Annotated in this window: 16 protein-coding genes; 9 read left to right on the top strand and 7 right to left on the bottom strand. The window is 49.9% G+C overall.

The features are described from left to right. Window positions 1–194 precede the first annotated feature (194 nt). Together ACTHUM_RS01185 and ACTHUM_RS01180 are read left to right on the top strand one after the other, a co-directional pair. Window positions 195–1,610: an SLC13 family permease gene (locus ACTHUM_RS01185; protein WP_049336559.1), complete on the top strand. Its 1,416-nt coding sequence runs from the start codon at window positions 195–197 to the stop codon at window positions 1,608–1,610. A gap of 117 nt (window positions 1,611–1,727) precedes the next feature. Continuing rightward, a complete protein-coding gene (locus ACTHUM_RS01180; RefSeq protein WP_004519830.1) occupies window positions 1,728–2,237 on the top strand; it encodes a peptidylprolyl isomerase in 510 nt (169 codons plus the stop codon). Between the two features lie 76 nt (window positions 2,238–2,313). Here ACTHUM_RS01180 and ACTHUM_RS01175 read toward each other — a convergent pair whose 3' ends face one another. Continuing rightward, window positions 2,314–2,811, bottom strand: a complete 498-nt coding sequence (locus tag ACTHUM_RS01175) for a YbhB/YbcL family Raf kinase inhibitor-like protein (protein ID WP_039862157.1) — start codon at window positions 2,809–2,811, stop codon at window positions 2,314–2,316. Between the two features lie 186 nt (window positions 2,812–2,997). Between ACTHUM_RS01175 and ypfJ the strand changes: the two genes are divergently transcribed. Then, window positions 2,998–3,837 carry a KPN_02809 family neutral zinc metallopeptidase gene (ypfJ, locus tag ACTHUM_RS01170; RefSeq protein WP_004519832.1) on the top strand — a complete coding sequence of 280 codons (840 nt, stop codon included), beginning with the start codon at window positions 2,998–3,000 and terminating at the stop codon, window positions 3,835–3,837. Between the two features lie 121 nt (window positions 3,838–3,958). Beyond that, a complete protein-coding gene (locus tag ACTHUM_RS01165; RefSeq protein ID WP_440361179.1) occupies window positions 3,959–5,341 on the top strand; it encodes a phosphomannomutase/phosphoglucomutase in 1,383 nt (460 codons plus the stop codon). A gap of 105 nt (window positions 5,342–5,446) precedes the next feature. On the opposite strand, the gene rpe is transcribed toward ACTHUM_RS01165, so the two are convergent. Beyond that, complete coding sequence (gene rpe, locus ACTHUM_RS01160; RefSeq protein WP_070625401.1) at window positions 5,447–6,127, bottom strand: ribulose-phosphate 3-epimerase; 681 nt, start codon at window positions 6,125–6,127, stop codon at window positions 5,447–5,449. Window positions 6,128–6,404: 277 nt separating this feature from the next. On the opposite strand from rpe, the gene ACTHUM_RS01155 reads away from it, so the two are divergent. Further along, window positions 6,405–6,833 carry a Spy/CpxP family protein refolding chaperone gene (locus ACTHUM_RS01155; RefSeq protein WP_049336552.1) on the top strand — a complete coding sequence of 143 codons (429 nt, stop codon included), beginning with the start codon at window positions 6,405–6,407 and terminating at the stop codon, window positions 6,831–6,833. Window positions 6,834–6,898: 65 nt separating this feature from the next. On the opposite strand, the gene ACTHUM_RS01150 is transcribed toward ACTHUM_RS01155, so the two are convergent. Next, entirely contained in the window at window positions 6,899–7,765 is an 867-nt protein-coding gene (locus ACTHUM_RS01150) for an ATP-binding protein (protein WP_049336551.1), read from the bottom strand. Between the two features lie 16 nt (window positions 7,766–7,781). Beyond that, window positions 7,782–8,396, bottom strand: coding sequence for a riboflavin synthase subunit alpha (locus ACTHUM_RS01145; protein WP_049344692.1), 615 nt, complete (start codon window positions 8,394–8,396; stop codon window positions 7,782–7,784). Window positions 8,397–8,521: 125 nt separating this feature from the next. On the opposite strand from ACTHUM_RS01145, the gene ACTHUM_RS01140 reads away from it, so the two are divergent. The 3 genes from ACTHUM_RS01140 (at window position 8,522) to ACTHUM_RS01130 (ending at window position 10,893) form a co-directional block, all read left to right on the top strand. Continuing rightward, on the top strand, window positions 8,522–9,367 hold the full coding sequence (locus tag ACTHUM_RS01140; RefSeq protein ID WP_049344693.1) for a 23S rRNA (adenine(2030)-N(6))-methyltransferase RlmJ: 846 nt from the start codon (window positions 8,522–8,524) through the stop codon (window positions 9,365–9,367). Window positions 9,368–9,497: 130 nt separating this feature from the next. Then, complete coding sequence (locus tag ACTHUM_RS01135) at window positions 9,498–9,851, top strand: hypothetical protein (RefSeq protein ID WP_049344694.1); 354 nt, start codon at window positions 9,498–9,500, stop codon at window positions 9,849–9,851. Between the two features lie 67 nt (window positions 9,852–9,918). Continuing rightward, window positions 9,919–10,893 carry a class 1 fructose-bisphosphatase gene (locus tag ACTHUM_RS01130; protein ID WP_049344695.1) on the top strand — a complete coding sequence of 325 codons (975 nt, stop codon included), beginning with the start codon at window positions 9,919–9,921 and terminating at the stop codon, window positions 10,891–10,893. A 137-nt stretch (window positions 10,894–11,030) separates the two neighbouring features. Here ACTHUM_RS01130 and waaF read toward each other — a convergent pair whose 3' ends face one another. Beyond that, window positions 11,031–12,050, bottom strand: coding sequence for a lipopolysaccharide heptosyltransferase II (gene waaF, locus ACTHUM_RS01125; protein WP_440361180.1), 1,020 nt, complete (start codon window positions 12,048–12,050; stop codon window positions 11,031–11,033). A 273-nt stretch (window positions 12,051–12,323) separates the two neighbouring features. After that, entirely contained in the window at window positions 12,324–13,787 is a 1,464-nt protein-coding gene (guaB, locus tag ACTHUM_RS01120) for an IMP dehydrogenase (protein WP_049344697.1), read from the bottom strand. 189 nt (window positions 13,788–13,976) lie between these two features. On the opposite strand from guaB, the gene ACTHUM_RS01115 reads away from it, so the two are divergent. Next, on the top strand, window positions 13,977–14,402 hold the full coding sequence (locus ACTHUM_RS01115; protein WP_440361181.1) for a DUF4124 domain-containing protein: 426 nt from the start codon (window positions 13,977–13,979) through the stop codon (window positions 14,400–14,402). 69 nt (window positions 14,403–14,471) lie between these two features. Here the strand turns inward: ACTHUM_RS01115 and ACTHUM_RS01110 are convergent. Continuing rightward, a partial coding sequence (locus ACTHUM_RS01110) for an anaerobic C4-dicarboxylate transporter family protein (RefSeq protein ID WP_440402789.1) occupies window positions 14,472–15,481 on the bottom strand: 1,010 nt, incomplete at its 5' end.

Here is a 15,481-nt window from a genome sequence, read left to right as displayed (position 1 = left end):
TTATTAACCCACGATGGGTCTTCATTCCGCCGGATAAGCAGTTTTCTTGCTGCTTATCCGGTTTTCATTTCATTTTTAAAAAATAATTTACAATTTGTTTACACTACATCAAATTACAAATATACTGTCGCCTATTAGGCCGTCTGAACGTTCGGCTGAAAAGAAAAACCAATCATGTTTCAGAGGAATACATCATGGACTTAAACGCCAAGGATAAGACTCAGCATCCTGAGAACGTCGAGCTTCTCAGTGCGCAGAAGCCGATTACCGACTTTAAAGGACTGCTGACGACCATTATCTCTGCTGTTGTCTGCTTCGGCATTTATTACATCCTTCCCTACAGCCCCGATGCCAACAAAGGTATCGCGCTGTTGATTTTTGTTGCGGCACTTTGGTTTACCGAAGCCGTACACATTACCGTTACCGCGTTGATGATCCCTATCCTTGCCGTTGTACTCGGCTTCCCGGATATGGACATCAAAAAAGCGATGGCCGGTTTCTCCGACCCGACGATTTACATCTTCTTCGGCGGCTTCGCGCTTGCAACCGCCCTGCACATGCAGCGTCTCGACCGTAAAATCGCCGTCAGCCTGTTGCGCCTGTCCCGCGGCAATATGAAAGTTGCCGTGTTGATGCTGTTTGCCGTTACCGCCTTCCTGTCTATGTGGATCAGTAACACTGCGACTGCCGCGATGATGCTGCCTTTGGCAATGGGTATGATGAGCCACCTCGACCAAGAAAAAGAACGCAAAACCTATGTTTTCGTCCTGCTCGGTATCGCCTACTGCGCCAGTATCGGCGGCTTGGGTACCGTGGTCGGTTCTCCGCCGAACATGATTGCCGCCAAAGCGCTGAACTTGGACTTCGTCGGCTGGATGAAACTCGGCCTGCCGATGATGCTGTTGATTCTGCCGCTGATGCTGTTCTCCATGTACGTCATCCTCAAACCTAATTTGAATGAGCGCGTGGAAGTTAAAGCTGAATCTATCCCTTGGACTTTGCACCGCGTTATCGCGCTGTTGATTTTCTTGGCCGCAGCCATCGCTTGGGTATTCAGCTCCAAAATCAAAGCCGCATTCGGTATTTCCAACCCTGATACCGTTATTGCCCTGATTGCCGCCGTTGCCGTCGTCGTATTCGGCGTGGCGCAATGGAAAGAAGTTGCCCGCAATACCGACTGGGGTGTATTGATGCTCTTCGGTGGCGGTATCAGCTTGAGCGCGTTGCTGCAATCTTCCGGCGCATCTGAAGCATTGGGTCAGCAAGTTGCTTCCACGTTCTCCCACTCTCCTGCATTGCTGGTGATTTTCGTGGTTGCCACTTTCATCATCTTCCTTACCGAGTTCACCAGTAACACGGCTTCCGCCGCCCTGCTTGTGCCTATTTTCGCCAGCATTGCCGCGCAAATGGGTCTGCCGGAACAAGTCTTGGTATTCGTCATCGGTGTCGGCGCATCTTGTGCCTTCATGTTGCCGGTTGCCACACCGCCTAACGCGATTGTGTTCGGTACAGGCTTAATCAAACAACGCGAAATGATGAATGTCGGCTTATTGCTGAACATCCTCTGCGTGGTATTGGTTGCTCTGTGGGCTTATGCTGTACTGATGTAAACCATCGACCTAAACAACAAGGCCGTCTGAAAGAATATTTTTCAGACGGCCTTGAAGTTTGTCATTCAGACACAATTTAACGAATGATTAAAACCGGATTCTAACGAAAGGAAACCCATGATTATCCTGCACACCAACAAAGGCGACATCAAAATCGAACTCGATTTCGACAAAGCCCCCGTTACTGCTAAAAACTTCGAGCAATACGTTAAAGATGGCTTCTACGACGGCGTAATCTTCCACCGCGTCATCAAAGGCTTTATGATTCAAGGCGGCGGCATGGATGAAAACATGAACGAAAAAGAAACCCGCGATCCGATTCAAAACGAAGCGTCCAACGGTTTACCTAACGAAAAATACACCATCGCCATGGCGCGTACTTCCGATCCGCACTCTGCCAGCGCGCAATTCTTCATCAACACTGCCGACAACGCTTTCCTGAACTTCCGTTCTAAAGAGTTGTACGGCAAAACTGTCGTCCAAGACTGGGGCTATGCCGTATTCGGTAAAGTCGTTGACGGTTTTGACGTTGTCGATGCCATCGAAGGCGTTTCTACCAAACGTCACGGCTACCACGACGACGTACCGAGCGAACCTGTCATCATCACTAAAGCCGAAGTGGTTTAATCGATTTGATTTCCCATAAAAACAGCCTGTCCGAATTGCAAACGGACAGGCTGTTTTTCAATAATGACACATACCGTCACACATCATAAGTACCGACCACGCATGCCGAATCCAAAACATGGCCTTGCATGGCAAAATGCAGCTCATTAAAGCGGAAACCGCGCGGCAAATCCAAAACGGTATCCAGCGCGTACACAATCAGTTCATAACGATGACGGTTGTTCGGTGGTGCCATACCGCCGTAAAATGAGGCCTCTTCGATTTCAAATTTACCCAACGCGCTCGCCCAAGTGTTCGCGCCCTGTGTGAAATCTGTTGCAGAAATACTTTCATTTTCTGCCACGGAAGTGCGTTTCAAATCCGAAATCAACCAATGCGTCCATACGAAACCCGATGCTGAAATGGCATCTTTGTCTTCCAACACCACAGCAAACGATTTTGTTCCTTCAGGTGCATCTTTGATCTCAAAAGGAATCGAATAAGAAGGCATACCGCTCGGGCTGAACTGGCTGCCGCGCTTGCCGTATTTGTCTTCAAATTCGCCGTTAACAATAGCTTTACTGCTGACTTTCATCTTACATCTCCCAATAGTAGGTTGGCTCATTCTAACAAACACCAAGGCCATCTGAAAGATACTGCCGTTTTCACTTTCCCGATGTCGCATTTTCAGACGGCCTCAAGCAATATTCACAATTCGATCAAACACATTTGACATTCCATAGTATAATCCGCCGCATGAAAACTACACAGGATTCGCATTATGGATTGGAAAGGTCGTGAACAAAGCCAAAACGTCGAAGATCGCCGCGGAAGCAGTGGCGGCGGTGGCGGCAAAACACCGGGCATACTCGGCATTATCGTGGTTTTGGTCGGCGCATATTACGGCGTGGATTTGAGCGGTTTGGTTGGCGGCTCATCTTCGATGGGCATTCCTACCCAGCAAGCTTCCCGACTCGACAGCCAACAAGAAGCCGAGTTGAACGAACTGTCCCGCGTCGTCCTTGCCGATACGGAAAAAGCATGGAGCAAATATTTCCAACAACACGGCCAACGCTATACACCGGCAACCATGGTGTTGTATGAAGGCGGCACGTCCACCGCCTGCGGTACGGGCCAATCTGCCATGGGTCCGTTTTACTGCCCGGGCGACCAAAAAGTTTATTTGGATTTGAGTTTCTACGAAGACATGCGCACCAAACTCAAATCTGCCAGCGATGCTGCGTTTGCCTACGTTATTGCCCATGAAGTCGGCCATCACGTTCAAAACCTGCTCGGCATTCTGCCTAAAGTCCACAAAATGCAACAGCAAGTCGGCAAGAAAGAGGCCAATGCCCTTTCCGTCAAACTCGAATTGCAGGCCGACTGTTTCGCCGGTATTTGGGGACACTACGCCGTCAACAACAACATCTTCAAAGCCGAAGACATTCAAAAAGCCATGCTTGCTGCCGAATCCGTCGGTGATGACCGCTTGCAGAAACAGGCTCAGGGCTATGTCGTTCCCGACAGCTTTACTCATGGCTCGTCCGAAGAACGCATGACTTGGCTCAAGCGCGGTTTGGAAAGCGGCGACATCAACCAGTGCAACACTTTCAACAATTGATTCGTCCAAGCAACACTGTTCTTTGATGTAACGACAAAAGGCCGTCTGAATTCTTCAGACGGCCTTTTAGCCGTGTTAGAATAACGCCTATTATTTTCCCTTAAATTCAAAGGAAATCCACATGGCAAATATCGCCCGCGACATTTTCAAAGCCTACGACATCCGGGGCATCGTCGGTAAAACTCTGACTGACGAAGCTGCCTACTTAATCGGCAAAGCCATTGCCACCAAAGCCTCCGAAAAAGGCATTACCCGCATCGCACTCGGCCGCGACGGACGCTTGAGCGGCCCCGGCCTGATGGCGCAGATTCAACGCGGTTTCACAGACAGCGGCATCGACGTCCTCAATGTCGGCATGGTTGCCACCCCTATGCTCTACTTCGCGGCCATCAACGAATGTGGCGGCAGCGGTGTGATGATTACCGGCAGCCACAATCCGCCTGATTACAACGGTTTCAAAATGATGCTCGGCGGCGACACGCTCGCAGGCGAAGCCATTCAAGAACTTTTAGCCATTGTTGAAAAAGACGGTTTTGTTGCCGCCGACAAACAAGGCAGCGTAACCGAAAAAGACATCTCTGGCGAATACCACAACAACATCGTCGGCCACATCAAGCTCAAACGCCCGATGAAAATCGCCATCGACGCGGGCAACGGTGTCGGGGGCGCATTCGCGGGCAAACTCTACAAAGGCTTGGGCAACGAAGTAACCGAACTTTTCTGCGAAGTGGACGGCAACTTCCCTAATCACCACCCCGACCCTTCCAAACCGAAAAACCTGCAAGACCTCATCGTCGAGCTCAAAAACGGCGATGCCGAAATCGGCTTGGCATTTGACGGCGATGCCGACCGCTTGGGCGTGGTGACCAAAGACGGCAACATCATCTATCCAGACCGCCAACTGATGCTTTTCGCGCAAGACGTGTTGAGCCGCAATCCTAAAGCCAAAGTGATTTTCGACGTCAAATCCACCCGCCTGCTCGCACCTTGGATTAAAGAACACGGCGGTGATCCTGTGATGGAAAAAACCGGCCACAGCTTCATCAAGTCCACCATGAAAAAAACCGGCGCACTGGTTGCCGGCGAAATGAGCGGACACATCTTCTTTAAAGAACGCTGGTACGGCTTCGACGACGGTATGTATGCCGGCGCACGCCTCTTAGAAATCCTGTCTGCCTTCGACAATCCGTCCGAAGTGTTGAACAAGCTGCCGCAAAGCATTTCCACTCCGGAACTCAACATTGACCTGCCGGAAGGCAGCAACGGCCACAAAGTGATTGAAGAACTGGCTGCCAATGCCAAGTTTGAAGGTGCGACCGAAATCATTACCATCGACGGCTTGCGCGTTGAATTCCCTGACGGCTTCGGCCTAATGCGTGCTTCCAATACCACGCCGATTTTGGTATTGCGTTTTGAAGCGGATACGCAAGAAGCGATTGAACGTATCCAAAACCAATTCAAAGCAGTCATTGAAAGCAATCCTGCATTGAAATGGCCGCTGTAAGGGTTTAGGCTAAAGCAAAAGGCCGTCTGAAAATCATTTCAGACGGCCTTTAATATTCAATATTGTTATTCCAAAGTTTGAAAAACCAAGAATATCCCGGCTTAGTTATCCGACTTGCGCCAACTGTTGACGCATTTCATCGATAACGGCTTTGTAATCCGGTTTGCCAAAAATCGCCGAACCGGCCACAAACGTATCCGCACCTGCAGCCGCAATTTCAGCAATATTGTCTGTCTTCACGCCGCCATCGACTTCCAATGCGATATGGCGGCCGCTTTGCCGTTCATACTCGTCCAACATCTCGCGCACTTTGCGGATTTTCACCAGCGTATTCGGGATAAAGCTTTGCCCGCCAAAGCCCGGGTTGACCGACATCAGCAACACCATATCCAGTTTGTCCAAAACGTTTTCCAGAATATTAACCGGCGTAGCAGGATTCAATACCAAGCCTGCCTGACAGCCGTATTCTTTAATCAAACCCAAGCTGCGGTCGACATGGCGGCTGGCTTCGGGATGAAAGGTAATGATATTGGCACCGGATTTGGCAAACGCATGAATCAAATCGTCCACCGGCTCAACCATCAAATGCACATCGACCGGCACGGTTGCATACGGTTTCAAAGCCGCACAAACCATAGGGCCGAAAGTCAGATTCGGCACATAATGATTGTCCATCACGTCAAAATGAATCAAATCCGCACCCGCGCGGATAACTTCGGCAACCTCTTCGCCCAAACGGGCAAAATCGGCAGACAAAATACTGGGGGCAATACGGTAGTCGGTCATGTTTATTCTCCTAAAGTGTGTTCCTTTGTCATTATCGCATTTTTAACCCTATGTTGTATGCCGCCGACAACGTCTCTGCCGTCATTTTTGTGAATTTACATTTCATATACATTAATGAAACTTATAATCACATAGTAAGGCTTTGAAAATAAATTATTAGATTACATACACATTCAAAAAAATCTAACATCATTAACAAAAGTTAACTGCATTGATACTGCCTTTCACACGCTTATCGGTTATATTTCCAAACCTGATGAAACATTAGGAAAACACCGTGTCTGTTGCACTTTCCCGCTATCCGACTTTTATTTTCTTAGCACTTGCCCTACTCTGTTCCAGTCTGCCTGCACATGCCGGTCCGTTTCTGGCCACTTTGGACGACTTTCACCCGAATTGCGACATCCGACAGCTCAATTTATCCGCCGACCAACACGCCGCCCTGCGCCGCCTGCGTACCGATTTCAAACAAATCAACGATAAAGCCTACCGTAAAACTGTACGCTCCGACCGCAACCGCCGTCAAACCATCATCAAAATCCTCTCCGGCGACTCATTCGACTCAAACGCCGCCCGCGATTATGTTGAAAACCGCTACCTCTCCAGCATGGACTATGCGGTAGATGAAATGGAAATCCAATACCGCCTCTACCATCTGCTCAATCCGCGCCAACGCCAGCAATGGTTGTCTTCATGCTTGCGCTGATGGATAAATAAAAATACAAAAAGGCCGTCTGAAACCATATTCAGACGGCCTTTGCTTTTTTCGCCTTAATCCAGCACTCTTTCTTCCGGCAACCGACCTGCCCAGTCGCAGGCAAACTGCCATGCCGAACGGCCTGAACGGCTGCCGCGCATTTGCGCCCATTGCAACGCGGCTTGGCGTGCCGTGTCATCAAAAGGAACATTGAAATCTTCCAACCAGTTGGCTACGGCGGTCAAATAATCGTTTTGATCGAAAGGATAAAAACTCAGCCACAAACCGAAGCGGTCGGAAAGGGAGATTTTCTCCTCGACGGCCTCTTTCTGATGAATTTCGCCGCGAGTGCCCGTAGTACCGCCGTTTTCATCCATGTATTCAGGAATTAAATGACGGCGGTTGGAAGTGGCATAAACCAAAACATTGGTGCAACGTTGCGACAGTCCGCCGTCTAAAGCAGTTTTCAAGGCTTTATAGGTCTCATCACCGGTTTCAAACGACAAATCATCGCAGAAAACGATAAATTTCTCGGGACGCTCAGACAACAGCGTCAACAAAGCCGGTAAGCTGATCAAATCGCTTTTATCCACCTCAATCAGTCGCAGGCCGCGCTCGGCGTATTCGTGTAACAACGCTTTAACCAAGGAAGATTTGCCCGTACCGCGTGCGCCGGTCATCAAGACATTATTTGCCGGACGGCCTGCCAAAAATTGCTCGGTATTGCGTTTCAGCCTGTCGGTTTGCGAACCGACTGCCGCCAATCTGCTCAAAGGAAACGTATGCGGACGTGGCAGGCTTTCCAAAATGCCTTTTTTGCCCACGCTGTGCCAACGGTAGGCCAAAGCGCGCCAGTCGGTTTTACCGGCTTCGTCAGGCAGGATTAAATCCAGACGGTTTAAAACGGAATTCGCTTTTTTCAAAAAATTGGATAATTTCATTTCGGCTTTCTTTTTTTCAGACGGCCTTTTGCGCCAATACTCGCATCACGGTATCGACAACGGCTTGGGTTTGCGGATCGATTTCAATATTAATGAGGTCGCCTTCTTTGCGGCTGCCAAACAGGGTGCGCTCCAAAGTCTCCGGAATCAGGTGTACGCAAAATTCGCTGTCGCTGATTTCACCTATGGTCAGGCTGCAACCGTCCAAACCGACAAAGCCTTTGGTCAGGATGTAGGGCTTGAGGTTTTCCGGCAGCTCAAACCAAACTGTACGGTTGAACTCGCTTGATTCAATTCGGGAAATTCGGGTAACCGCCATCACATGGCCGCTCATTACATGGCCGCCGATTTCATCGCCAAACCGCGCCGCGCGTTCCAAATTGACACTGTCGCCGACTTTCAAGCTGCCGAGATTGGTTTTACGTAAGGTCTCGTCCATCAAATCAAAGCTGACTTTGTTGCCGTCGATTCGGGTAATGGTCAGGCAGCAACCATTGTTGGCGACAGAGGCGCCGGTTTGCAGATTGTCGGCGATTTCGGGGGGCAGCTCAACTGTGTGGGTACGAAAGTCGGGCGAAGGTTGGGCGATGTCTGTAATTTTGCCCATACCTTGTACGATGCCTGTAAACATGATGTCTTCTTTCCGATGGTACGATAAGGCGGATATTGTAGCATTTTCCAGGCACAAAGGCCGTCTGAAAGCGGTGATGGCGATGGTTTGGGGTATAATCGAATTTTTATTTCCGCAGCCCGATCATGCTCAGCTACCGCCACGCCTTCCATGCCGGCAACCATGCCGATATGCTCAAGCACTTTACCCTCTTCCTCGTCCTCGAATATTTCAACCGCAAAGACAAGCCCTATTGGTATATCGATACGCACAGCGGTGCCGGTTTGTATGATTTGAGCGGCGATGAAGCGCAAAAAGTCGGCGAATACAAACAAGGCTTTGTGCTCTTGGAACAAGCTGACAAGCTGCCTGCCGAATTGGCCGAATTTGTGGGCCGTCTGAAACAAATACTGCCGCAAGACAACCTTTACTGCGGCTCGCCTTGGCTAGCACAGGCGCTCACGCGCGACAGCGACAAAATGCGCCTCTTTGAGCTGCACCCTGCCGATTTTGTCCATTTACAAAACAATATGCGCGAAGTTCGCCCTGCGCGTAAAGTGCAGGTCAGCCAAGCGGACGGTTATCAAGGTTTGATTTCACTTCTGCCTCCTCCGCCGCGCCGCGCCGCCGTCTTGATTGATCCGCCCTACGAAGAAAAACAAGACTACCGCCGTGTCGTCCAAGTCTTGAAAGATGCTTTAAAACGCTTTGAAACCGGCTGCTACATGGTTTGGTATCCCTGCTTGAGCCGCGAAGAAAGCCGCAAACTTCCGGACGAACTCAAAAAAATCGCTCCCGACAATTATCTGCACGCCGAGCTTCATGTCCATACGCCGCGCAGCGACGGCTTCGGTATGCACGGCAGCGGCATGTTCGTCATCAACCCGCCCTATATGCTTGCCGAACAGTTGCAAAACAATCTGCCCGAACTTGCCAAAATTTTGGCGCAAGATGTCGGCGCGCATTATGTATTGGAAAGCAAAACGAAATAAACACTGCCGTCTGAACGTATACCCAAACGCTTTGATTTTGCCGCCATACCTGTTCAGACGGCCTTAACCCTTTATACTTAAGCCTTTTTCCACTACAATTCACAACATAACAATTAACGGCCGTCCACTCATGAATATACGCACACCCCTAGCCTGCACACTCCTGCTCTGCGCGTGCAGCGAATCAGCAAAAAACGAATTTAAAGAAGAATTTACCCAAAGTTTCCGCACCGAATTTGTCCGCTCGGCAACCGAAGCCTGCGTAGAAAAAGCCTCCGGAAAAAGCCCGTTTGATTCCGCGACCACTGAAAAAATCTGCCGCTGCATCGGCGAAAAAACAGTCGACCAAATCAATCCTGAAGAAGCGACATCGCTTTTGGGCGGCAGCGACTCCATCAGCGACGAGCTGAAAAAACGCATCAAAGACACCAGCATCGCCTGCACTAAAGAAGTTTTAGGCATGGCCGAGAGCAAAACCAAATGAACACGCCGTTTTCAGACGGCCTGAAATTGAAAAATATTCGATTCAAACTTAGGAAAAGAGTGAAACCATGAAGACACTGAACCAATTCTTAGCCCAACACCTGCCCGAACACAAACTGCCGCAAGAGCTGGCCAGCGTACTGGAATCCGTAGCCGCCGCCTGTTTGGACATCAACGCCAAAGTCCGCCTCGGCGCGCTTTCCGGCGTTTTGGGCATGGCAGGTACCGGCAACATCCAAGGCGAAGACCAAAAGAAACTTGACGTCATTGCCAACAACATCATGATTGATGTTTTAAAAGCCAATGCCAACATCGCAGGCCTTGCCAGCGAAGAAGAAGACACCTATGTCGCCACACACGAAAACGGCGGCTATTTGGTATTGTTTGACCCGTTGGACGGCTCTTCCAATATCGACGTCAACATCTCCGTCGGCACCATCTTCTCCATCTTGGCGAAACCAGAAGGCGCATTAACTACCGAGTCCTTCCTGCAAAAAGGCCGCGACCAAGTGGCCGCAGGTTATGTTTTATACGGTCCGCAAACACAACTGGTACTGACTGTCGGTCACGGCGTGTTCGTCTTCACTCTGGACGATGCCAACCAATTCCTGCTGACCAAAGAAAATCCGCGCGTTCCCGAGTCTACTAAAGAATTCGCCATCAATATGTCCAACCAAAGACATTGGTTCGCCCCTGTTCAACAATACATTGACGAATTGCTGGCAGGCGAAACCGGCGTACGCGGCAAAAACTACAATATGCGCTGGGTAGCCAGCATGGTTGCCGAAATCCACCGCATCCTGATGCGCGGCGGCGTATTCATGTATCCGCAAGACAAACGCGACCCATCCAAACCGGGCAAACTGCGCCTGATGTACGAAGCCAACCCGATGAGCCTGCTTATGGAACAAGCCGGCGGCGCATCAAACAACGCCATCGAAGCCATGCTCGACATCCAACCTACCGGCCTGCACCAACGTGTTGCCGTATTCATGGGCAGCCGCGAAGAAGTCGAATACGTTTACAATCTGCATCAAAAATAATCGGATATATTGAAACCAAAAAAGGCCGTCTGAAATATAATTTTCAGACGGCCTTTCGTTAAGAAATCAAAGAAATGAAAAATCAAAAGGCAGACTCAAATCTGCCCTTTACTACTTTCCATCTAAGCTTTATTGGATTACGCCGAACGAGCCAGCTCTTCCGCTGCTTTTTGCACCATATCCGGCGTCAGCTTGTTCAAACAATCCGTATGCCCTAACGGACATTCGCGTTTAAAACATGGCGAACAATCCAAATTCAAGCTGACGATTTTTGCCTTTTGGCTTAGAGGCGGCGTATGGTCAGGGCTGGATGAGCCGTAAACCGCAACCAATTTCCGATCAAGCGCGGCCGCAAGATGCATCAGACCGCTGTCGTTGCACACGACCGTATCGGCGCAAGACAACAGATCAATGGCTTCAGGAAGATTGGTTTTGCCGCAAAGATTGGTACACAGGCCGTCTGAAAGTCGGTTGATTTCATCTGCAATATCGAAATCTTTTTGCGAACCAAACAGCCAAACCTGCCAACCTTCAGCCAAATAGCGGCGGCCAAGTTCGGCAAAATGACGCTCAGGCCAACGCTTGGCCGGGCCATATTCCGCACTGGGACAAAATGCCAAAATCGGTTTATCCGTCGCCAAACCATGTTTTGACAAAGCGGCTTGACGGCTTTCAGGATCAATCGTGAAACACGGATTATCGGAATGCCCGTTAAAATCCGCTTGGGTCGGATGCGCCAGCGCAGTATAGCGGTCAACCATCAGAGGCAACGCGGCCTTATCCAACTTACGGATATCGTTCAACAAAAAATAGCGTGATTCGCCGACGTAGCCCGTACGCTGTTTAATACCCGTAGCCAAGGCAATGATGGCGGATTTGAGCGAACCGGGCAAAACAATCACTTGATCATAGCCTTCTTTTCCCAATTCACGCCCGATACGCCAGCGTTTTTTCAATTCCAACGCACCATGTCCAAACGGATTTTCCATCACACGGTTGATTTCAGGCATACGCTCAAATACGGCCATCGACCATTTGGGGGCAAAAGCATCAATGGTGCAGCCAGGATACAGCTCATGCAAACGACGATAAAGCGGTTGGGTCATGACGCAGTCGCCAATCCAGCTTGGGGTAATAATCAGGATTTTTTTGGACATAATGGAATGTGTTTTTAATTTTGGCTTATTGTAATACGATTTTTAAAAGGCCGTCTGAAACTTGGTTTAATCGCCCTGATCAGAACGTACTAGTTGATACATGTCATTTCAGCACATGAAGCGTTCGTCTTCCCAATTATTCGGTAAATTCTGCAAATACCCAACCTGAAACACGAGGCCAAACGGCGGCAAGCAATATTCTCTTCATTTTTAAAACCTTATAAAAACAGAAAGGCCGTCTGAAATATTTTCAGACGACCTTTTTATAGTGATTTAACGATGGTAGTTAGGCGCTTCTTTAGTGATTTGTACGTCGTGAACGTGGGATTCGCTCATGCCGGCAGAAGTGATTTCCACAAATTCTGCTTTCTCGTGCATTTCAGCAATATTGGCGCAACCCAAGTAACCCATGCTGGAGCGCAGACCGCCGGTCAGTTGGTGGATGATGTTCACAATCGGGCCTTTGTAAGGTACACGACCTTCAATGCCTTCAGGAACATATTTGTCTGTGCTGTCGGTTTTGTCTTGGAAGTAGCGGTCGGCAGAGCCTTGGCTCATCGCACCCAATGAACCCATGCCGCGGTAAGACTTGTAAGAGCGGCCTTGGTAAAGTTCGATTTCGCCCGGTGCTTCTTCCGTACCGGCAAACATACCGCCGAGCATGACGCTGTATGCACCTGCTGCCAGAGCTTTGGCAATATCGCCGGAGAAGCGGATACCGCCGTCGGCAATCAGGGGAACGCCTGTACCTTTCAAGGCTTCGGAAACATTGTGAATCGCAGTCAGCTGAGGCACGCCCACGCCGGCCACGATACGGGTCGTACAAATCGAGCCCGGGCCGATACCGACTTTAACGGCATCCGCACCGGCGGCCACCAAATCCAAAGCGGCTTGGGCAGTCGCGATGTTGCCGCCGATGACTTGAATGTGCGGATAAGTTTCTTTGACCCAGCGCACGCGATCGATAACGCCTTGGCTATGGCCGTGGGCAGTATCGACCACAATCACGTCCACGCCTGCTTCCACCAATGCTTTGACACGCTCTTCGGTATCGCCGCCGGTACCCACCGCGGCACCGACGCGCAGACGGCCTTCGGCATCTTTGTTGGCATTAGGGAACTCGGTTGTTTTCAGAATATCTTTAACTGTAATCAGACCTTTGAGTTCGTCTTGGTCATTCAACACCAAAACGCGCTCCACCTTGTGCGCATGCATGATTTCGCGGGCTTCATCGATGCTGGTACCTTCAGGAACGGTAACCAAACGGTCGCGGGGGGTCATGATAGCAGAAACCGGCAGATCGACACGGTTTTCAAAACGCAGGTCGCGGTTGGTTACAATACCGACCACTTTGCCGTTTTCAACAACAGGCAGACCGGACATTTTGCGTTTGCGTTGTGCACGCATTTCCAAAACTTCGCGGATCAATGCGGTCGGTGCAACGGTAACGGGATCTTTCACCACGCCGCTCTCATGGCGCTTCACTTTGGAAACGGCACGCGCTTGCAACTCCGGCGTCATGTTTTTATGGATAATGCCGATGCCGCCTTCTTGAGCCATAGAGATGGCCAGACGCGCTTCGGTAACGGTATCCATTGCAGCAGAAAGTAGAGGGAGGTTGAGCGTGATATCGCGGGTGAGTTTGGTTTGAAGTTTGACATCTCGAGGCAGCACGTTTGAGTGCGCTGGAACCAACAAAACGTCGTCGAAAGTATAGGCTTTTTCTACAATACGCATGATGCTCGGTCTTTCAGTTTGTGCAAGATGCACGGCATTATATCACACCGGCTTGATGCTAACATTGGCAATACACGTTTTAACGTTATTTTTTTACATGATTTGATTTGGCGTACAAAAATATGCCAACGCATTGCAGTTTCAAGTAAAATAAGCCGCATGAGAACATCATTTACATAAGGGAAACCCATGAAATCTTCCGTACTCAAAACCTGTCTGATAGCAGCCCTTCTCTCTTCCGCCGCTCTGACCGGTGCGGCCGAGGTGTACACTTGGAAAGGCACATCGGGCAACAACTATTCCGATACGCCAAACCGCCTGCAACCGAAGCGTTCCGGCGTGGTCAACATCCGTACGCACAATGTCAAACCTGCCGTTGCACCTGCTGCGGCGGCATCTGAGCCGGTTGCCGAGCAGCCCAACGAACAGGTTGCGGAACAAAACAAACAAATCGAAGAGCGCAACAAAAAAATCGAAGAGCAAAACCGCCAAAACAAGCTGGAAAACTGCAAAATCGCCAAAATCAACCGCCAAGTCGCCGAAAGCGCACGCTTGGCCAATCGCGACAGCCTGATTAAACAATACCAAAACGACGTCAATAAATACTGCAATTAAGCTCTCGAATAACAATATCAAAAAGGCCGTCTGAAATTTAATTTCAGACGGCCTTCATTTTTCAGCCTATCAATAATACAGTTGAACCAACAACAAACCGAAAGCCAGACTAAATGCCATGCTCAACAGGCCCGGAATCATGAAGCTGTGGTTGAAGATAAATTTGCCGATTTTGGTCGAGCCGGTTGTATCAAAGTCGATAGCGGCAATAATCGGACCGTAGTTCGGAATGAAGAAATAGCCGTTTACCGCAACAAATGTGCCGATAATGATGGGCGCAGGAATACCCAGTTTGATGGCGATTGGAAATAGCGTTGCCACTGTCGCGCCTTGACTATTGACCAATACCGACAAGACAAACAGGGCAAAGGCAAAGGTCCATGGTGCAGATTCAACCAAATGGCTGACGGTCGATTCCACTTCTGTTAAGTGGCCGTTCATCAAGGTATCGCCCAACCAAGCCACGCCAAATACTGCAATCACGGCACGCATACCGGCATGGAATACCGAACCTCGGGTAATCGCATCGCCATTGGGTTTACACGCCAAGATAATCAGTGCAGAAGCAGACAACATCACGATTTCAATCGTATGCGCCATGCCCATAGGCTTGATCGCGCCATCGTGTTCAAAAGCCGGACGCAGCTCTGGCAGCGCACCCATCACGACCACCAGCAATGCCGCAGTCAAGAAAATACCGACCGACAATTTGGCTTTCGGCGAAATGGCGACATCGGTTTGTTGTTCCTCCACATCGATGTATTCTTTCACATAGTTCGGGTCTTTCAGTAAAGCCTGATAATACGGATCGTCTTTCAATTCTTTGCCCAGTTTGTTTACGAACACGCAAGCCAAACCGATACCCAAAATCGTGGATGGAACGGTAACTTTCAACACATCCGCCATCGTGATGTGTTGCGGCTCAAGCATGGTGACGCAGGCAACAACGGCTGCGGCAATCGGGCTGGCGACAATCGCAAATTGGGAAGCGATAACCGCCATCGTCAGCGGACGGGAAGGACGGATGCCATTGCGACGGCTGACTTCGGCAATCACGGGCAAGACCGAGTAAGCCACAT

The sequence above is a fragment of the Neisseria sp. P0021.S006 genome (assembly GCF_051956895.1).
The sequence above is the reverse complement of the archived record's forward strand: the minus strand, read 5'-3'. Positions and strand labels throughout refer to the sequence as shown.